Origin of the sequence: Dysgonomonas sp. 25, assembly GCF_010501075.1 — a bacterium.
Taxonomy (GTDB): Bacteria; Bacteroidota; Bacteroidia; order Bacteroidales; family Dysgonomonadaceae; genus Dysgonomonas.
In genome coordinates, this window is record NZ_QVMN01000006.1 from 248,230 (window position 1) to 267,234 (window position 19,005).

The following is a 19,005-nucleotide window of genomic DNA, read 5'->3' on the forward strand; positions in this document are numbered from 1 at the left end:
AAACTCATTTTTTCGTTTTACAATTATCTATATTCTATAAATATAAAAATTATAGAATTATGGGTCAAGAAAAAATATTTAAAATTACCATTGACGGTGTAGAACAATCGTATAAATCGGTAGATAAATTAACAGATAGTTTAGAGAAATTACTCTCCTCCCACTGTCAGGCTGCTGACTAATACCGAAGGAAGCCCCTGTCCCACAGGAACGCCTTGTCCGTCTTTGCCGCATGTCCATGCACCCTCGTCTATGGCAAGGTTATTTCCTACCATTGTGATGTCGGCTAAGGCTTTCGGGCCGTTGCCGATAATGTTGATATCTTTGATGGGTTGTGTCAGTTTCCCTTTCTCGATCAAATAGCCTGTCTTGACAAAGAAAGTGAAATCTCCCGCCCCGATTTGTACTTGTCCGTTAGTGAAATTGTCGACAAAAATGCCCTTTTCAACGGAAGAGATTATATCCGCCTCATCCATATTTCCCGCTTCCATATACGTCACGCGCATACGCGGTACGGGAGCATAGCGGAACGATTGCCGGCGACCGTTGCCCGTAGGGGCTACATTGTAGTGGCGGGCACTGATGCGGTCGTGTAGATAACTTTCTAAAATTCCGTCTTTTACAATATAAGTCTTTTGGCTTTCGATGCCTTCGTCGTCGAAATTGATCGAACCCCGCGCATGCTCTATTGTTCCATCGTCTACCACATTGATCATCGGTGAACAGATTTTCTTCCCCAATTGATCGGAGAAAATAGAAACATCCTTTCTGTTAAAATCCGCCTCGAAAGCATGGCCGATAGCCTCGTGCAACAGGATTCCCGATTTGCCGGCACCCATCACCACAGGCATTTCGCCACCTTTGGGGCGTATCGCTTCGAACATCAGCGATGTCTGCGAAACGGCTTCCTGTGCCAGTGTCTCTATCAACTCATCGGACAGGAACTCGAAGCCTTTGCGGTATGCCCGCGACGATTGCCCGCTCTCTATTTTTCCGTTCTGCTCCATCGTACACATGGCATACATCACACACATCGGTCGATAATCCCATGTCAACAGCCCTTCCGAATTGAAAAAGAGAATATAAGAAGTAGAATCGCTGAGGCTGATAATCACTTTTATAACTTTCGGATCGAGTTCGAAAATCCGATCGTTCAGCCGCTGGACAAAATCCTTTTTGTCGCCTATCGAAATATCCAGCCATTCCCTTTTCACCGGGTAATGGTTCGGATAGCTGGCTTCATTTACCTGTATATTGGGCATCTCTTTGGCAGCAGTGGCAATATTGGCTGCCGTGCGTGCCGCTTTGAGCATGCTTGGCAGATCGGTGTTTTCGACATAGGCATATCCTACCTGATCGCCTGCTACCACCCTTACCCCGACTCCATAATCGATGGAGGATGCTGCACGGTTCACTTCGCCGTCGCGTAGCGAGATATTGTTGCTCGTTGTATGCTCGAAAAAGAGGTCGGCATAATCGCCTCCCTTGTTCATTGCTTCGGCTACGACTTGCCGGAGATTCTCCTTGCTTACTGCAAAGTGGTTCAATATATCGTGTATGTTATCTATCATCGTTGCAAAAGATTTTGTTGTCCTTCCATTTTCTTGAAATAGCGAAGCTGCATTATAAACAAAACCGCTGTTAATAGTGTCGCCAGAAAATCGGCTGTCGGGAGGGATAGCCATACGCCTTCCAGCCCGAATATAGGAGGCAATATCATCAGCGCCGGTATCAGGAACAGGATTTGGCGCGTAAGGCTGAGGAATATAGACTTCCCTGCCTGTCCGATACACTGAAAGAAGTTTGTCACCACAATCTGGAAGCCTGCCAGCGGAAGCAGAATAGTCACATAGCGTAATGCCTTTTCGGCAGCGGCAGCAAGAGGTGGCGACGGGTTAAACGGACTGACGAATATCTGCGGAATCAGCATAGATAGCACCATGCCGATGGTGCCTATTATGACACCAACCTTGATCGTATAGTTTAGTGTTTCCTTTACGCGCGGATAATTTCCTGCACCGTAGTTGTAGCCTACAATCGGCTGCATGCCCTGTGTCAGCCCGACGAGAATCATGACGATAATCATAACCAGCGTATTGGCTATAGCAAAGGCTTCTATCGCAACATTACCGCCGTAATCTCTTAACCTGTTATTGATGAAAAATACAACAACCGACGATGCCAATTGTATAAGAAACGGTGACAGCCCAATGCTGATAATCGCCCAGATAATGAGGGGATATGGTTTTATATATTTCAGGCGCAGGCGCAACATGCTGTTACGGTTCATAAAGTGGTGCATCACGAAACAAACACCTATAAACATGGAGATTACCGTAGCAATGGCTGCCCCTTTAATCCCCATTTTGAAGACGAAAAGGAAAATGGGTGCCAGAATGATATTGGCGACTACCGTAATAAGCATGGTATACATCGCTTTGGAAGGGTAGCCCGATGCCCGCATCATGCTGTTGAAGTTGAAGCAAACAGTAACAAACACGTTCCCCATTAATAAATAGCTCATAAATTCATAAGCATAGGGGAAGGTTTCTTCGGTTGCGCCTACCTTCCAGAGAATAGGTTCGAGAAAGATGAAGAGCGTAGGATATACGATGGCCGAGAGCAGAAGCGTAAGGAAAAAGGATGTCCCGATAATTTTTTCGGCAGTCTCTTTGTCGCCTTTCCCCAGATAGATGGATATACGGCTCGCCGAGCCGGCACCAACAAGCATGCCCACGGCAGCGGTAATGGCCATAATAGGCAATGAAATACCCAATCCGCCGATGGCATGGTCGCCCAATCCGTCGGTGTGACCGATATATACGCGGTCGATAATATTGTATAAGGCATTGACCATCGTGCCTACAATGGCAGGAAGGGCATATTGTCCCAGCAAACTGCTGATCTTCTTGTTCTTTAATTCCTCTATGTTAGCGGTTTTCGACATTCTTTCGGTTGATAAAAGTTAAGGAGAGGCCTCCCATCGGTGCTTTGCCAAAAAAGTGCACAAAGGTAGCAATCTATTCTGTGATAAGAGAATGTTCGGCAATTATCTTTGCTGCTGTCAACAAAGTTTAACAAATAAGAAAGCCCCCGATTATTATTTTCGGAGGCTTGTATTTTGATAATTGTGTGTCAGTCTTTCTTGCAGCGGGCAGCAGCAAACCACACCCTACCCATAGTACTACGTTCTACTTGGCCAGTACCAGGTTGAAACCTGCGTACATATACAGAAGAAGTGATTGCACCACTGGTGGTTCCACTGGAAGAAAAGAAATAAGAATTGGTTCCATACATACTTTCACCGCCGCCACTATGGTTAGAGCCTGTACACATTACACCAAATCCACCAATAGCTGATGATGAGAGAATGTTAGACTTCCCATTCGAGAGAGTGGTATAACCCGGTACATTGCAAACATCTTTCATTCCCTGCCCATGAGTAGAGCCACGCAGGCCCAGGACTCCAGGAGTAATGGCGGTGCCATCGTCGACCAAACCACTATAAAGGCTCGTATTGTCACTGATTTCCTGTTCTAATTCGGTCCATTCCACATCGCTTGGCAGATGCCACCCATTAGGACAGATACCTTGTACTTTCGCATGATTGGGATCTGTATCGGTTTCTCCCTCAGCAAAAGGAAGCAGGCCATCGATCCCTCCTTTTCCCATAGTAGCAGCAGCCCAGTTATAGACACGTCCTATCCGTTCGGATTGCTTATAATAAGTGTCGTCAGCAGCTCGCTCGGCAGGGGTACTCCCATTTGTTCCTCCCGGAAAAGCCATACGAAGGGCTGAATAGGATGTAAGAAAGTTAACGTCGATCACATTGGGTGAAACAACAGTTGTTCCATCAGTACGTCCGGTAGCGGCATAAGATGTTGCTCTAACATTATGCAGCATCCAACGTCCGGCTGTTGCCCCAAAACTACCGGATATGAACAAATTACCATTCTGGTCGCGGTGTAGCTGGTAACCGTTTTTGAGAGCAGAAGAACCGGCTTGTGCATCCGTTACTGCATCTATTTCGGGTTGAGTGAATCCTATAATTTTAGCCCATCCCTCAATAGTCGGTTCAGAAGCTGTACTGCTACAGTTCAGGACTGATACTGTAATATCGTTGAATCGTTTAGTAGATTCCGTGTCGCTAAAAGTAATATCTGCTACATTATATTTGCTGGTTGCAGTAGGAGAATAAACAGAAACAGTTGTACTATTGTTATTGTTTCTCAGATTTTTACCGCCGGTAGCAGGTACTACAGCAGCTCCGGATAAGGTTTGGGTAATAGTTGTTTTCCATGCAGCATTACCTTGAACATTGATGTTTTCAGTTCCGGCTATTCCGGTATAAATAAACGCTGTATTATTAAACGAATTATTAACTTTTAAGGCATAATTGGTCTGATTAAGAACAAGTTCTTTTGTTGTTGGAGGACAATCGACGGAGTAGGCCGTAATAGTTGTTTTCGACTCCCGTGTACGCCACGGATTGGCAGGTGTTACCAGCGCACTGGTCATATCATCGGGATAGACAGACAAAACAGAAGGGCTGGTAGCCCATGTCTGAGAAGCTGGCGTCATGTGTGCGTAGGCTTGCGAAAATAGCAAACCTCCGCCTATTGTATTCACCCTTGTGGACCAATCGACATGCGTAGCCGCATCCCAAGTGAAAGGAAGGGTTGAAGCAGCCGATGTGCGGGCATCCATCCCGCTGGGAAGATGGAGCGTATCCGTTGTAAAAGACATATAAGCCGCAGAATAGACAGGATTATCTGTAATTTGTTCCCAACTATTCCCCGACCACACATACATGCCTTTGGCAAATTGTCCGTCGCAGTAAGTCGTATTATATACTGTCAATCCTGCGTGCAAAGGATCTTCTGTGGCTTTTGTTCCTTCCACGTAGCCATTGCTACCATCATCGGTGAACATGGGGAAAAGATTGTCGGGATCGCTCAACGAAACGACGGGGAGTTTCAAGCCCTTGGTGGTTGTCCCATCCTGCTTCAGATCGAGTAATGCTCCCGGATTTGGCGTTTGCCCGCTACCGATGGTTACCTGTCCGTTCAGGCTGATTGCCCCGATTACTAAGGCCATGAGTAGGATAGCCCGTGTCAAGATTGTTCTTGTGTTCATTGTTGTTATTTTTAATATCCCCAATATATGCAGGGAAAATGTGTATTGATTGTTATTTTTCTGTGTTAGTGTCTAAAAAAAATATACGAAGACGCAAAGAAACGTATTTTTTGTTAGAAATACAAGGCTATATTGATAGCATGCACAAAATATATTACCTTTGATAGTTTAGACAAAAAACAAATGAAATTCTCTATAAAATCGGATTTTGCGCCTACCGGCGACCAGCCGGTAGCCATCGAAGCGCTCAGCGATGGCGTGATGAGCGGGGTTCCTGCGCAAACCTTGTTGGGGGTGACAGGATCGGGGAAAACATTTACCGTCGCCAACGTTATACAAAATGTAGAGCGGCCGGTTCTTGTCCTTAGCCACAACAAAACGCTCGCCGCCCAATTGTATGGCGAGTTCAAGGCTTTCTTCCCGAACAATGCCGTCGAATATTTTGTCTCTTATTACGACTATTATCAGCCGGAAGCCTATCTTCCTTCCACCAATACATATATAGAGAAAGATCTCTCTATCAACAACGATATCGAAAAACTGCGCATGCAGACAACTACCTCCCTCCTTTCGGGGAGGCGCGATGTGATAGTTGTTTCGTCCGTATCGTGTCTCTATGGTATGGCTAATCCCGAAGACTTCGAGGCGTCGACACTCTATATCAAGCAGGGGCAGAAAATCGGGCGCGATACATTCCTGCGCCAACTGGTCGATTCCCTCTACTCCCGCAACGAAGCAAATCCCGGGGCAGGGAATTTCAGGGTGAAAGGCGACACGGTAGACATATACCTTGCGTATGGCGATACGATATTGCGCGTAACATTCTGGGGAGACGAAATTGAATCAATCGAGACACTCGATATCGAAACCGGCGTCCGTCTCGACCGTTTCGAAGATTATCGCATCTATCCGGGCAATCTCTTTGTCACTACCCGCGAACGGATGTTCCGTGCTATCAGCGAGATAGAGATCGACTTGGGCAGACAGGTCGAATTTCTCAATTCGATCGGTAAATCTTTCGAAGCTAAACGATTATACGAGCGTGTGTGCTATGACCTCGAGATGCTGCGCGAAGTAGGCTATTGCTCGGGGATAGAAAATTACTCGCGCTATTTTGACAACCGCAAAGCCGGAGAGCGCCCCTTCTGCCTGTTGGACTATTTCCCGAAAGACTTTTTGCTTGTCGTGGACGAAAGCCATGTGACCATCTCGCAAATACGGGCTATGTACGGCGGTGACCGTTCGCGAAAAGAAAATCTGGTGGAGTATGGCTTCCGTCTTCCCGCAGCGTTGGATAACAGGCCGCTGACATTCGAAGAATTCGAATCTTTTGTCGGGCAGGCTATCTATATCAGTGCTACTCCTGCCGATTACGAATTGATGAAATCGGAAGGGGTGATAGTCGAACAGCTTATCCGCCCGACAGGGCTTATCGACCCGCCTATCGAGGTGCGTCCGAGCCTGAACCAGATAGACGACCTGATGGAAGAAATTCAGCAGCGGATCGAAAAAGACGAGCGGACGCTGGTCATAACCCTGACGAAACGGATGGCGGAGGAAATGACTAACTTCCTGATGAATTACGGAGTGAATACGGCCTATATCCATTCGGATGTGGATACCATCAATCGCGTGGAAATCATGGAAGGGTTGCGGCAAGGAAAATATGACGTCTTGGTGGGTGTCAACCTTTTGCGCGAGGGGCTGGACTTGCCCGAAGTGTCGTTGGTGGCTATCCTCGATGCCGATAAGGAAGGATTCCTCCGTTCGGAGCGTGCTTTGACGCAAACTGCCGGACGTGCTGCCCGTAATGTAAACGGGAAAGTGATTTTCTATGCCGACGTGATGACCGATAGCATGAAGAAAACGATAGAGGAATCGAATCGCCGGCGGACGATACAGATGAAATATAATGAAGAACACGGCATTGTCCCTCAACAGATACGCAAAGCAATGACATCTACTTTCGACTTTGGCAAGCATGCTGTTCCTGCAGCGTATGAGCAGGAAAAGAGAATGTCGTTGGCATCGGAAGAGAATATCGAATACATGAGCAAAGAGGATTTGATAAAAGCCATAGAGGGCGAAAAGCGGAACATGAATGCCGCAGCCAAGCGCCTCGACTTCCTCGAAGCGGCACAATATCGGGACAGGATTGTTTATCTCGAAAACATCTTGAAGAAAAAGGGCTGAATATCAACGGAATATAAAAATCGCTTTGCGGGCAGTTACGAGTTACAAAAACTTTATCTATATAAGAAAAGTTGACAAGTAGATGAGTTAACATATAGATTGTCATCCCGAGCGAATGCGAGGGAGCTCGTTGCGCTTAGCGCTGTTCATAGTTGGGTCGGGATGCTTCGCCAAAGGCTCAGTATGACAGAACCGTTCTTTTACTTCGTGGTACTCCGTGAAAGACTCCCTGAATCTCTGTGGTTAAAAAGAAAAAATGACAAGACAAAAAATGCTGTATCGCGTAATATTTGTCAAGAGTGTCAAGTTTTAACTAAATTTCGATTGATAATCAGCGAAGTAGGTTTTTGACAGAACTTGACAAGCAAAAAAGATTGTAATATTGGGTATCGTATAGGACAGGATTCACATTTTAAGGTATTTTATTCCCTTGAAATCCTGATATATTGGCAAAACATTGTATTTTTGCGGTTGATATTCATTATTTCATTCACTGATGATACAGTTTGCAAAGAAACATTGGGGCTATCTGGTTGTGATTGCGGCAATTACGCTGGTTGTCTCGTGTGCTAACCAAGGGACGCCTTCGGGTGGCGAATACGACCTCGAACCTCCTAAGGTAGTGAAAATCACCCCCGACTTCAATGCAACCAATATCAAAGACGGCAGAATAGAGATATTGTTCGACGAGAATGTAGTGGTGGAGAAACCCAACGAAAAGGTTATCGTTACCCCACCTCAGCAGAAAGATCCGATAATACGGTCGGTGAACAGAAAAGTGACAGTAACGCTGCGCGATACACTCTTGCCCAATACGACCTATACCATCGACTTCACCGATGCCATAGCCGACAATAACGAAAAGAATATACTGGAGAATTTCTCCTATTCCTTTTCCACAGGCGACATTATCGATTCGCTGGCTATCTCGGGCAAGGTTGTTACGGCCGACAATGTAGAACCCGTAAAAGGGATTCTTGTTGGGTTGCATTCCAACCTCGAAGATTCGACATTTATAACCACCCGGTTCGAACGTATATCCAAGACAAACGACAGGGGCGAGTTTACCATACGCGGCGTTGCCCCGGGACGATATCGCATCTACGCGCTCAACGACAACAGCCGCACGTTCAAATATACGAATCCGAATCAGCCGATGGCATTCCTCGATACCATTATCGAACCGTGGTCGATGCCTGACGTACACCCCGATACGACCTTCACCGTGAAAAACGGAGAAGCCACTGTTGACACGATTGTAGATGTGCAGTTTACGCGGTTCATGCCCGACAATATCGTTCTGCGGTCATTCGTATCCGACTTTCGCCGCCGCTATCTGCAAAAGCATGAACGCACGCCTAACCAGGTGAAGTTATACTTCGGGGCGCCGACCGAAATGCCCGAAATAGAGCCGCTTTCTTTCGACAAAGAAAAGGACTGGGCTATCCTCGAGAAGTATGTAACAAACGATACATTGATATATTGGATCAAAGACCCTGCCATCATGGCAATGGATACATTGCTGTTCAGGGTGAACTATTTAAAAACTGATACGTTGAATATAGATGAGTTGGTGACAGATACACTGACTTTTACCGACAGGACACGAAAGCCGAAGAAGGAAGATAAGAAAAGGAGAAAGGACGACGATGAGGAAGAACCTGTCGTTCTGCTCGAAATAAAACAGAATCTGGCGGCACAGTGGGATATATACGAAAACATCACCTTCGAGATGGGAGAGCCCATCGTAGGGTCGCTTGACGATAAGATAAGGTTGCAGAAAGCCATAAACGATTCGACCTATACCGATGCCGAAGGATATACCATACAGCAGGATTCGCTTAACCCGCGCCTGTTCACCTTGCGGAAGAAATGGAATTATGACGAAAGCTATAAGCTGACAGTCGATTCGGCAACGATATACAGCATCTACGGATTGTGGAACGGCCCGATAGAACAGGAGTTCAAAGTCAAAAGCAAGGATGCCTATGGCGTTATCCTTATCAATGTCTCGGGGCTCGGTGATACGCCTGTCTTTGCCGAGTTGTTGGACAAGAGCGATAAGACTATCCGGAAAGTACGGGTTTATCAGAACCTTATCCTGTTCCGCAATGTAAATCCCGGCGAATATTATGTCCGCATCGTATTCGACGAGAACAACAACGGAATATGGGACACGGGGAACTATTACAAGCATCGCCAGCCCGAACGCGTTTTCTATTACGACAAGCCTATCAATATACGGGCTAACATGGAAGTAGAGAACGTTTGGGCATTGAATATGGAGACCGATAGCGCTTCCAAACCATTGGAAGTGACCAAGAATAAGCCTCAGGCACGCGAATCGAAAAAAGAGCAATTAGAGAAGGCCGAAAAGAAAAAGGAAGAAGATAAAGAGAAACAGCGTAGGGGACAGCAGTCCAACGCCTCCGGTCGTGGAGGTATGGACACAAACCCTTACAATATGGGGTCTTTCAGATAAGATTTAGATACTTATTGATTTATGAGAAGCTATATACTTGCCATAATTGCATCTATACTATTGTTGGGTACCGCACAGCTCGATGCGCAGCAATGCAGGATACGCAACAATGTATTCCAGGCAGGGGAGGAGATAAAACTCGATCTCTACTTCAAGTATGGCTTATTATATACCAAAGCAGGCAATTCGACTCTGAAAGTGGAAAACGCCTTCTTTGCCGGCAAACCGGCTTACAAGCTTACCCTTATCGCTGCATCTACAGGCGCTGTGGAGAAGTTCTTCAGCCTGAATGATACGATAATAAGCTATATCACCAAAGACGTCGTTCCGCTGGCTATCTATAAGAATGCCCACGAAGGGGGAGACATCACTATCGAGGAGACTACCTATTCATATAGCGGCAACCAGACCACTATCAAAGCCAAACGGGTAAAGAACGAAAGGCAGCGGTATGATGAAACCATCACGACTACCAATTGTATCTACGACTATCTGAGTGTTGTATTCTATGCCCGCACATTGGACTACGACAACATGAAGAAGGGTGATAAAGTGCCTATCGAATTCATGTCCGGCAAGAACAAGGTCAATATGGAAATCGTCCATGAAGGCACAGAGAAGATGAAAGCCAACAACGGCAAGAAATACGACTGCATAAAGCTTTCACTCAAGATTGGCGACGATGCCTTCGATGATGAGAAAGAAGCGATGAAAGTCTATATCACCAACGATAACAACCGCATGGTTATCCGCATGGACTCGAAACTCAAAGTCGGCTCTACACGCGCCCTGCTGAAAAGCTACAGTGGCAACCGCCATGCTATAGATTAATCTTTCAACTGCAGATAAGTCATCAATGGATAATGGTCGGAATGCAGAACCCTGTCTACCATTGCATTGTAGGATTGGATATCGCGCGAATGCATGATGTAGTCTATCCTGAACCAGAACATATTCCGGTTGTAACTGATACCTTGTCCAAAGCCCGTTTCGGCAAAAGAGTCCTTTAGCTTCGCCCCTTTCAGTATCTTCTTATAAGCGTAGGATATAGGCGTATCGTTGAAGTCGCCGCAGAGAATGGTCGGATATCCGTCCTCCTTATGTTCCTGTATCCAATCGACGACTATATCGACCTGATTAGCCCTTTTCAGGTAAGCTGCTCCGAGCTTTTCGGTGATGCTTTCCGATACTTCGGGCAACAGATGGGCATTGCCGCTGCTGATAAAGTCTCTGTACAATTCCTTATCTTCGGATGTCAGACGGTTCGACTCGAAGTGTACGTTCACCAGCCGCACGATGCGGTCTTTTATCCGCAGGTCATACATGGCAGCCCCGTTTGTCTCGCTTTCGAAAGGGATTTCTTCGGAGTTCACAATCGGGAACTTCGAATAGCAGGCTATCCCGAACGAATACTTGCTCTCGTATGACTTCCCGAAGCGCCAGATAGCACGGTAAGGATAGTCCGACATAATCCGGTCTATCTCGCTGATAGAGATAATGCCGTCGGAATTGTACTGGTTGTTGTTGATGACGAACTCTTGCATGCAGATGATGTCTGCACCGCTGTTTGCCATATATTCGAATATGGGATTCGCCCTTGCCGATTCGTCTATAGCCCAGTTGAACCCCATGACATTGTAGGTCATCAGCTTGATGCAATCTTCCGGCACGTTCTCTGTTTCTCTATTCACGGGGAAGTATGTCCATATGGCATTCCAGCTGAAAGCAAGCGCAAGCGCGCTATATATCAGAGGCTTCCATTTGAGGATGACAATCCAGAAACAGGCAAACAGGAAGTTCAGAATCAGTAGGACAAAGAACCCGAGCCCCAGATAAGAGGGGACGATATTCTGGTAAGGAGGTGTATACCATGCCAATAAAGAGATACCCAGCAGGACAAGCGAAAGCATGTTGGCAATGAATATAACCCACAAAGTTGTGCGTCCGAGAAAGCGCCTTATACGGTGCACCCGGTCGATGATATGCTTGTTCTTTTCTGATATTCCCTTCAATGTATTGCTCATTCTTTCCAGCGCAGATAGGTCGTCACAGGATAGTGGTCGGAGTGTTTCTCTTTCCCGACTTCGCAATTGTAAGACTCGAATTCGTCCGAGTGCATGATATAGTCTATTCTGAACCAGAACTTGTTTTCGTGATAGGTGATACCCTGCCCCAATCCTGTATTGACATAAGCATCGGTCAGGTCGCCTTTCATCTTATGGTAGGCATAGGAGATGGGTGTATCGTTGAAGTCGCCGCAAACGATTAAGGCATCGTAGTCATAGTCTTTTATGTATTGCGCGATATAGTCTACATCCTTTTCCCTTTGTAGGTAGGCCGAACTAAGGCGGGCTTTCATATTACGGGAGACTTCTTCGAAAGTCTCACGGTCTTTCGATACCGTCAACTCTTTATAGAGGAGTTTGTCCTGCGCCGTTATGCGGTTCGAAGAAAGGTGGTTATTCATTAAAAGCACCTTTTTACCGTTTATATCGAGTTCGAAAGCAACAGAACCATTGAATGCACTTTCGTAGAGTGGCAGCCGTTTGGCTTTCGTTATCGGGAATCTGGAGTAGCAGGCTATCCCATAGCCCGAAGTGTTATTCTCGGCACCCAGATTGATGTAGACATGGTAGGGATAGTCGCCGAAGACCTTGTTTATCTGGCTTAGGGTGATAATCCGCTGCCCCCCGTTATCGGGCTGTGCCATAAACTCCTGAAAGCACATGATGTCGGCATCCATACTTTTGATGTAGTCGAACATCGGGTTCGTTAATGCTTCTTTCCCTTGCAGACGATTGAAACTAAGGACGTTATAGGTCAGAAGCTTGATGCTTCCATCCGGTACTTCGCTTGTTTTGAAGTGGATAGGGAAAAAGGTAGTAATAGGGCTCCAACAGATGATGAAGACAACCACATTGGTCAGGAGAAACTTCCATTTTCTGAAAACGAGCCAAAAAACAAGGAATAACAGATTGCCAACGAGGATAAAGGGAAAGCCCATGCCCAGATAAGAGAACACCATCATCTTGGACGGCGGCACATACCACGCCAGCATACTGCCCAGCAGCAACAATAATGCTACCACATTGCCGGCGAAGAGAATATAAGCCAATGTATTCCCCAGCTTCTGGATGCACGAGGTGTTATTTTTTGCTGGCATCGAATAAGCGTTTTTTCTCGTTTTCGCTCAAGCTGCTATAGCCCGATTTCTTTATCTTGTCCAGAATAGCGTCGATTTCCTGCACTTCCTGATTTTTCCGCTTATTATAGTCGTAGTCCTTTTGCTTATCGGTGTTGTATTTCACCTTCATTTTGGGCTTCTTCGGGCCGGGTTTTGCCAGATTCGTTATCCGGTCGATAATGCGGCTTATCCAGCGTGTGATATCTTTCCCTTTCAGGTATTGCTTGGCATAGATATAGCCCAACGCCGCCCCTCCGATATGGGCTACATGCCCCCCCGGATTGGAAGAATCGCCCAGCGAAACAAAATCTATAATAAACAGAAAGATAGCGATATAAATAATCTTCACAGGGCCAATCAGTATCAGCCCCACTTTTTGATTCGGATTATAGAAGGCAACCGCGAATATAACAGCCATCACCGAAGCCGATGCCCCAATCAGGAATGAAGGGTGAAACTCCCGATAAAAAGGGATAATATTGAATGCCAAGAGGTAAAATGCAGCTCCCGAAATACCTCCTAAAACATATAAACTACCCAAATTCTTCGGGCTGAAATAAGTCAGGAAGAGCTGCCCGAACCAGAAAAGCATCAGCATATTGAAAAGGATATGCAAAACGCCTTGATGGGCAAACATATACGTAATCAGTGTCCACGGGCGATAAAGCAAAGCAGCCAGCCTGTCGGGCACGCCTATGAGGGCTACCAAATCGAGCGAAGGAAGCATAAAAAGCGTCGCTGCCAGTTTCAGCACAGCCAGAATCAGAAACACAGCCAGATTGATGATGATAAGCCACACCAATATATCGCGCTGTTTCAGCCTGTATTTTATATTATCGATGAAAGTTCCCATTATTCTTTGCTTTTTGTCGCCAAAACATCATAATAACAAACCCTACTAATAATCCTCCCAAGTGCGCGAAATGCGCTACATTATCATCCGGGCGGTCGGCAATACCGAATACCAGTTCCAGAACACCGTAACCAATTACAAACCATTTGGCCTTGATTGGGATAGGCGGAAACAGTAACATCAGCCTCACCTCGGGGAACATCATCCCGAAAGCCACCAGAATACCAAATACAGCTCCCGATGCACCCACCATCACACTGTTAACGATTCCGTTTATCCCTCCCAGAGCGGGGTCGGCATAATTTTTATGGTCTAATAGTAAAGCTAAACCTTCAGTATTTATTCTCTGATAAATCTCCGATAAAGCCTCAACCGGCAAAAGCCCTTCCAGATGTTTCAACCGTAAGTAATAGACTAATAGCTGAATCAGCGCAGCTCCGATACCCGTCAGGAGGTAATAAGTCAGAAACCTTTTACTCCCCCAAACCGATTCCAATACACGCCCGAACATAAATACAGCGAACATGTTAAAGAATAAGTGCCAGAAATCGCCGTGCATAAACATATAAGTGATTATCTGGTGCGGGCGGAACAGGTCGGAAGTAACATAATGCAGCCCGAAAAAAGAGTTCACATCGAACCCCGTCTTCGCCAACAACGTATTAGCAAATAATGCCAATAAGTTGATAATAATCAAACTCCGTGTCACAGGAGGGATTTGATTGAAAAAACCGGCTGAATTATTTTGCATATTTGAATATTAGTCCTTATTTTTGACAGTAAACGACACAAAAATACTGATATTTTTGCTGAATAACATGTCGCAAATGTTGTTTTACTCTTTTTTATTACATAAATTTATGTTTTTAAAAGATTTTTCAATGATTCTTAAATAAATATTTTATATTTGAAGTCTGAAAACTAATTTGGCAAAAGGATTGTTTTCTATAATAAGCAAGTAATTTATATAACATAGATAAAAATGTTTTAGTTATATATATGTTTAATTAATTTCATCTCAATTTAAATTATGAACAAGACAGAACTAATTAATTCAATCGCTGAAAAATCAGGATTGAGCAAAGTAGATTCAAAGAAAGCTTTGGAAGCATTTATCGAATCAGTGACAAAAGAAATGAAAGCTGGTGGTAAAGTTGCATTAGTAGGTTTCGGTACTTTCTCAGTAACTCAAAAAGCTGCTCGTAAAGGTATCAACCCAAGAACTAAACAGGAAATCAAAATCCCTGCAAAGAAATCTGTTAAATTCAAAGCAGGAGCTGATTTGGCTTCTTTGTAATTTGACGCAAAGATTAAAAAACACAGGGAGCTTCCAATGCGGAGGCTCCCTTGTTTTATTATATCCCTTCTCATAACGCCTATATCCCGAAGTTTTTATACTTTTGCAGACGGATGATTTGTCAAACGTTATTCTTATTTAAGGAAAGATGAAAATAGAAGCCACACTGCAGCATGCAGTAATCAACGCCATCGAAAGCCTTTACGGGCAACAGGCCGATGCCGCTCAGGTACAATTGCAGAAAACGAAGAAAGAGTTCGAAGGACACCTTACGCTCGTTGTCTTCCCGTTCCTCAAGCTGTCCAAGAAAAGCCCCGAGCAGACCGCTCAGGAGATAGGCGAATGGCTGGCTGCGAACGAACCCTCCGTGGCACGGTTCAATGTTATCAAAGGCTTCCTCAATCTGGTTATCGCCTCCGATTGCTGGACGAACCTGCTCAACGAGGTGCATGCCGACGACCAATACGGCACCCTTTCCGAGAAGAAAGACGCTCCGCTGGTGATGATAGAATACTCGTCTCCCAACACGAATAAACCCCTCCACTTGGGGCATATCCGCAACAACCTCTTAGGCTTCGCCCTTGCCGAAGTGATGAAAGCCAACGGCAACAAGGTGGTAAAGACAAACATCGTCAACGACCGCGGAATCCATATCTGCAAGTCAATGCTGGCATGGCAGAAATGGGGCAACGGCGAAACTCCCGAATCCAGCAACAAGAAAGGCGACCACTTGGTAGGCGACTACTATGTCCTTTTCGACAAACACTATAAAGCCGAATTGGCCGAACTACAAGCCAAAGGCCTCTCCAAAGAAGAAGCCGAAGCCCAATCCACCCTGATGCAGGAAGCCCGCGAAATGCTTCGCCAATGGGAGGCAGGCGACACCGGAACCGTAGCCCTCTGGGAGAAGATGAACTCTTGGGTATATGCCGGATTCGATGAGACGTACAAGGTGCTCGGCGTAGACTTCGACAAGATATACTACGAATCGCAGACCTACCTCGAAGGGAAGGACGTTGTCCTTGCCGGATTGGAGAAAGGCATCTTCTATCGCAAAGAAGACGGCTCTGTCTGGGCTGACCTCACCGATGCCGGATTAGACCATAAATTGCTGCTTCGTGGCGATGGCACTTCGGTGTATATGACACAGGACATCGGTACAGCCAAAATCCGCTTCGACGATTACCCCATCGACAAGATGGTGTATGTGGTCGGCAACGAACAGAACTACCACTTTCAGGTGTTAGCCATCCTGCTCGACCGTCTCGGATTCGAGTTTGGCAAAGACCTCCTGCACTTCTCTTACGGCATGGTGGAATTGCCCGAAGGGAAGATGAAATCGCGCGAAGGAACGGTGGTCGATGCCGACGATTTGGTCGATGAAATGGTACAAACCGCCAAAGAAACTTCCGCCGAATTAGGCAAGCTGGACGGATGCACCGAAGAAGAAGCCGGCAACATCGCCCGCATTGTAGGGTTAGGTGCGCTGAAGTACTTCATCCTGAAAGTAGATCCGAAGAAAAATATGACCTTCAACCCGAAAGAATCTATCGATTTCAACGGGAATACAGGCCCTTTTATCCAATACACCTATGCCCGTATCCGTTCGGTATTGCGCAAAGCTGCCGAGCAGCAAATCGCTCTTCCTGCCGCATTGCCTTCGGGTTTGAACCTCTCGGTCAAAGAAGAAGGCTTGGTTCAGCTGGTAGCCGAATATGCTGCGATCGTCAAGCAGGCAGGCGACGAATACAATCCGGCACTGATAGCCAACTACGTCTATGAGTTAGTGAAAGAATACAACCAATTCTACCACGACTATTCCATTCTCAAAGAAGAGAATGCCGATCTCAAAGCCTTCCGCTTAGTCCTTTCGGCCAATGTTGCCAAGGTCGTCAAAAGCGGTATGTCGCTGCTCGGAATAGAAGTGCCGGAAAGGATGTAACCGAAAAGGGTAACATTGCGTAACATCCCTGTCACTTTTTTGTCACCCTGTTGTTACCTTTGTCCCTCCTCTTAATCTTTGATTATTATAATGTTATTATAAAAAAGGTATACTCGGAATGGCGTTTTTTTCCTTGTGTACCTTTTTTCTACTGACTATTATCTTTTCTTTCGATAGTAGGTCGAGAATATTCCGTTCGCGATTGGCATAAGCCTTGTCTATCGCTTCGCGGAAAGCCGGTTTTTCTTTGCACCAGGCATAAAATGTTTTTCTGCTGATACGCATCCACTGGCATGTTTCGTTTACACTCAGGTTATATTCTCCTATTAACTCACAAATTGCGGATACTAATGATGTACTGTACTTTGCCATAATCTTTTTTTTAAGTACAGATAAATACATAGACATAATCGTCACTTTTTTAACAAAAAAGCCCCCGAAACTTTTTTTCGGAGGCTTTATGCTTTTGTATCCCCTCTGTAGGAAAGGGCAAGGGGAGGTGGGTTACGGACAAGTAGGTTTGGTTACAGAATGATCTATTGTCGTCGTGCCCGGGAAATACTGGGGAGTTACATACCAAGTAGATATATTCGGACAATAATTCGGATGAAGCTTAAACTTATTCACTTCCGTTTGCGTCAGTTGGTTATAAGTGCAATACAGCTGCGTTAAGGCTGTGTTTGCCGACACATCCAGACTTGTCAATTGGTTAGAGCTGCACTCCAGCAATGTTAATGCCGTGGCTCCTGATAAATTCAAACTCGTCAGTTGGTTATAAGCGCAATACAGGTCCGTTAAGGCCGTGTTGGTCGATACATCCAGACTTGTCAGTTGGTTCTGATAGCAATTCAGGTATGTTAACGCCGTGTTTGTCGACACATCCAAACTTGTCAGTTGGTTATTTTGGCAACCCAGCGATGTTAAAGCCGTGTTAGTTGATACATCCAGACTTGTCAGCTGGTTAGAATTGCAATACAGCTGTGTTAAGGCCGTGGCACCCGACACATCCAGACTTGTCAGTTGGTTATTTTCGCAATCCAGATACGTTAATGCCGTGGCTCCCGACACATCCAGACTTGTCAGTTGGTTAGAGTGGCAATCCAGCCACGTTAAGGCTGTGTTTGCCGAAACATCCAAACTTGTCAGTTGGTTAAGACTGCACCACAGCAACGTTAACGCATCAAGTTTATCGATTCCGGTAGATGAGGTTAGATTTTTAAACACAATATTCAATTGGGTTACTCTTTTTTCGCCGCATATAGTCGTCCAGAAAACCCCGGAAAAATTTGCGGGGTCGCCACTCAAATTCCATCCCAGCGTATTACCCGGGTTAGCAGTATAGAGGTCTTTCAAGGCTTGCACATCCTCGGCATAGCTGCCCTTTTTGGTGATTTGGCTTCCCGACAGTTGCACCCATGCCGCTCCATCCCAAAGGTATACCCCCTTGGATAGGCATAACGATTCTTTGGTATTGTACACGATCAGTCCGGTATGGTTCAGGGCATCTGCTCCCGTTATTTCGGGGGCTGTTCCTATCTTCAGTTTGCTCAAATCCGAAAGTTCCACCTTGGGCAATCCCAGTCCGTGTTTGGCTGTTGCATTATTGGCATCGGGGGCATGCTCTTTCAGGTCTAACAGTGTGCCGGCATTGGGTTTCTCGCCACTGCCGATGGTTACTTGTGCCTGCAAACTAATTGCTGTAAATAAGGCTAATATCATAATAGCCTGTGTCAAAGTTTTTTTCATGTTATAAAAAAATTAACCACCTCCCCCTGTCCCCCTCCACAAGAGGGGGTAGCAGAAAAAGATGAAGTGAATAAATAGTTTGTTTGAGCCCCACCAAACCTCCCCGTGGGGGAGGCTAAGGGAAGGATATATTTTCGTTTTTTGTTGAATGGTGGTACAAACCCATTTCCCC

Annotated in this window: 14 protein-coding genes; 5 read left to right on the forward strand and 9 right to left on the reverse strand. The window is 45.8% G+C overall.

Features of this window, described 5'->3' with window-relative positions; all coding sequences use genetic code 11:
- Positions 1–149 precede the first annotated feature (149 nt).
- From D0T66_RS11215 to D0T66_RS11225, 3 genes are all read right to left on the reverse strand, one after another.
- Entirely contained in the window at positions 150–1,571 is a 1,422-nt protein-coding gene (locus tag D0T66_RS11215; RefSeq protein WP_163357373.1) for a TldD/PmbA family protein, read from the reverse strand.
- Positions 1,568–2,947, reverse strand: a complete 1,380-nt coding sequence (locus D0T66_RS11220; protein WP_163357374.1) for an MATE family efflux transporter — start codon at positions 2,945–2,947, stop codon at positions 1,568–1,570. The genes D0T66_RS11215 and D0T66_RS11220 overlap by 4 nt, the downstream gene beginning before the upstream one ends.
- A 188-nt stretch (positions 2,948–3,135) precedes the next feature.
- A complete protein-coding gene (locus D0T66_RS11225; RefSeq protein ID WP_163357375.1) occupies positions 3,136–5,136 on the reverse strand; it encodes an FISUMP domain-containing protein in 2,001 nt (666 codons plus the stop codon).
- A gap of 183 nt (positions 5,137–5,319) precedes the next feature.
- On the opposite strand from D0T66_RS11225, the gene uvrB reads away from it, so the two are divergent.
- From uvrB to D0T66_RS11240, 3 genes are all read left to right on the forward strand, one after another.
- Positions 5,320–7,329: an excinuclease ABC subunit UvrB gene (gene uvrB, locus D0T66_RS11230; RefSeq protein WP_163357376.1), complete on the forward strand. Its 2,010-nt coding sequence runs from the start codon at positions 5,320–5,322 to the stop codon at positions 7,327–7,329.
- Positions 7,330–7,825: 496 nt separating this feature from the next.
- Entirely contained in the window at positions 7,826–9,811 is a 1,986-nt protein-coding gene (locus D0T66_RS11235; protein ID WP_163357377.1) for an Ig-like domain-containing protein, read from the forward strand.
- A gap of 21 nt (positions 9,812–9,832) precedes the next feature.
- The gene (locus tag D0T66_RS11240) at positions 9,833–10,642 is read left to right on the forward strand and encodes a DUF3108 domain-containing protein (protein WP_163357378.1); all 810 of its coding nucleotides are present in this window, start codon (positions 9,833–9,835) and stop codon (positions 10,640–10,642) included.
- On the opposite strand, the gene D0T66_RS11245 is transcribed toward D0T66_RS11240, so the two are convergent.
- Genes D0T66_RS11245 through D0T66_RS11260 form a run of 4 tightly spaced genes read right to left on the reverse strand, consistent with a single transcriptional unit; the run spans position 10,639 to position 14,599 of the window.
- Complete coding sequence (locus tag D0T66_RS11245) at positions 10,639–11,835, reverse strand: endonuclease/exonuclease/phosphatase family protein (protein ID WP_163357379.1); 1,197 nt, start codon at positions 11,833–11,835, stop codon at positions 10,639–10,641. The genes D0T66_RS11240 and D0T66_RS11245 overlap by 4 nt on opposite strands.
- Positions 11,832–12,974 carry an endonuclease/exonuclease/phosphatase family protein gene (locus D0T66_RS11250; RefSeq protein ID WP_163357380.1) on the reverse strand — a complete coding sequence of 381 codons (1,143 nt, stop codon included), beginning with the start codon at positions 12,972–12,974 and terminating at the stop codon, positions 11,832–11,834. Before D0T66_RS11250 ends, D0T66_RS11245 begins: the two co-directional genes overlap by 4 nt.
- A complete protein-coding gene (locus D0T66_RS11255) occupies positions 12,958–13,848 on the reverse strand; it encodes a rhomboid family intramembrane serine protease (protein WP_163357381.1) in 891 nt (296 codons plus the stop codon). The genes D0T66_RS11250 and D0T66_RS11255 overlap by 17 nt, the downstream gene beginning before the upstream one ends.
- Positions 13,829–14,599, reverse strand: coding sequence for a rhomboid family intramembrane serine protease (locus D0T66_RS11260; RefSeq protein ID WP_163357382.1), 771 nt, complete (start codon positions 14,597–14,599; stop codon positions 13,829–13,831). The genes D0T66_RS11255 and D0T66_RS11260 overlap by 20 nt, the downstream gene beginning before the upstream one ends.
- A 279-nt stretch (positions 14,600–14,878) precedes the next feature.
- Between D0T66_RS11260 and D0T66_RS11265 the strand changes: the two genes are divergently transcribed.
- The gene (locus D0T66_RS11265) at positions 14,879–15,145 is read left to right on the forward strand and encodes an HU family DNA-binding protein (RefSeq protein ID WP_163357383.1); all 267 of its coding nucleotides are present in this window, start codon (positions 14,879–14,881) and stop codon (positions 15,143–15,145) included.
- 148 nt (positions 15,146–15,293) lie between these two features.
- Entirely contained in the window at positions 15,294–17,087 is a 1,794-nt protein-coding gene (gene argS, locus D0T66_RS11270; RefSeq protein WP_163357384.1) for an arginine--tRNA ligase, read from the forward strand.
- A 96-nt stretch (positions 17,088–17,183) separates the two neighbouring features.
- On the opposite strand, the gene D0T66_RS11275 is transcribed toward argS, so the two are convergent.
- Both D0T66_RS11275 and D0T66_RS11280 read right to left on the reverse strand, forming a co-directional pair.
- The gene (locus tag D0T66_RS11275) at positions 17,184–17,459 is read right to left on the reverse strand and encodes a helix-turn-helix domain-containing protein (RefSeq protein WP_163357385.1); all 276 of its coding nucleotides are present in this window, start codon (positions 17,457–17,459) and stop codon (positions 17,184–17,186) included.
- Positions 17,460–17,591: 132 nt separating this feature from the next.
- Positions 17,592–18,833 carry a leucine-rich repeat domain-containing protein gene (locus D0T66_RS11280; RefSeq protein WP_255489811.1) on the reverse strand — a complete coding sequence of 414 codons (1,242 nt, stop codon included), beginning with the start codon at positions 18,831–18,833 and terminating at the stop codon, positions 17,592–17,594.
- Positions 18,834–19,005 lie beyond the last annotated feature (172 nt).

What these genes read in the sequence shown, in the direction of transcription:
- D0T66_RS11215 (WP_163357373.1), bottom strand. Translation starts at nt 1,571, where the DNA reads ATGATAGATAACATACACGATATATTGAACCACTTTGCAGTAAGCAAG.
- D0T66_RS11220 (WP_163357374.1), bottom strand. Translation starts at nt 2,947, where the DNA reads ATGTCGAAAACCGCTAACATAGAGGAATTAAAGAACAAGAAGATCAGC.
- D0T66_RS11225 (WP_163357375.1), bottom strand. Translation starts at nt 5,136, where the DNA reads ATGAACACAAGAACAATCTTGACACGGGCTATCCTACTCATGGCCTTA.
- uvrB (WP_163357376.1), top strand. Translation starts at nt 5,320, where the DNA reads ATGAAATTCTCTATAAAATCGGATTTTGCGCCTACCGGCGACCAGCCG.
- D0T66_RS11235 (WP_163357377.1), top strand. Translation starts at nt 7,826, where the DNA reads ATGATACAGTTTGCAAAGAAACATTGGGGCTATCTGGTTGTGATTGCG.
- D0T66_RS11240 (WP_163357378.1), top strand. Translation starts at nt 9,833, where the DNA reads ATGAGAAGCTATATACTTGCCATAATTGCATCTATACTATTGTTGGGT.
- D0T66_RS11245 (WP_163357379.1), bottom strand. Translation starts at nt 11,835, where the DNA reads ATGAGCAATACATTGAAGGGAATATCAGAAAAGAACAAGCATATCATC.
- D0T66_RS11250 (WP_163357380.1), bottom strand. Translation starts at nt 12,974, where the DNA reads ATGCCAGCAAAAAATAACACCTCGTGCATCCAGAAGCTGGGGAATACA.
- D0T66_RS11255 (WP_163357381.1), bottom strand. Translation starts at nt 13,848, where the DNA reads ATGGGAACTTTCATCGATAATATAAAATACAGGCTGAAACAGCGCGAT.
- D0T66_RS11260 (WP_163357382.1), bottom strand. Translation starts at nt 14,599, where the DNA reads ATGCAAAATAATTCAGCCGGTTTTTTCAATCAAATCCCTCCTGTGACA.
- D0T66_RS11265 (WP_163357383.1), top strand. Translation starts at nt 14,879, where the DNA reads ATGAACAAGACAGAACTAATTAATTCAATCGCTGAAAAATCAGGATTG.
- argS (WP_163357384.1), top strand. Translation starts at nt 15,294, where the DNA reads ATGAAAATAGAAGCCACACTGCAGCATGCAGTAATCAACGCCATCGAA.
- D0T66_RS11275 (WP_163357385.1), bottom strand. Translation starts at nt 17,459, where the DNA reads ATGGCAAAGTACAGTACATCATTAGTATCCGCAATTTGTGAGTTAATA.
- D0T66_RS11280 (WP_255489811.1), bottom strand. Translation starts at nt 18,833, where the DNA reads ATGAAAAAAACTTTGACACAGGCTATTATGATATTAGCCTTATTTACA.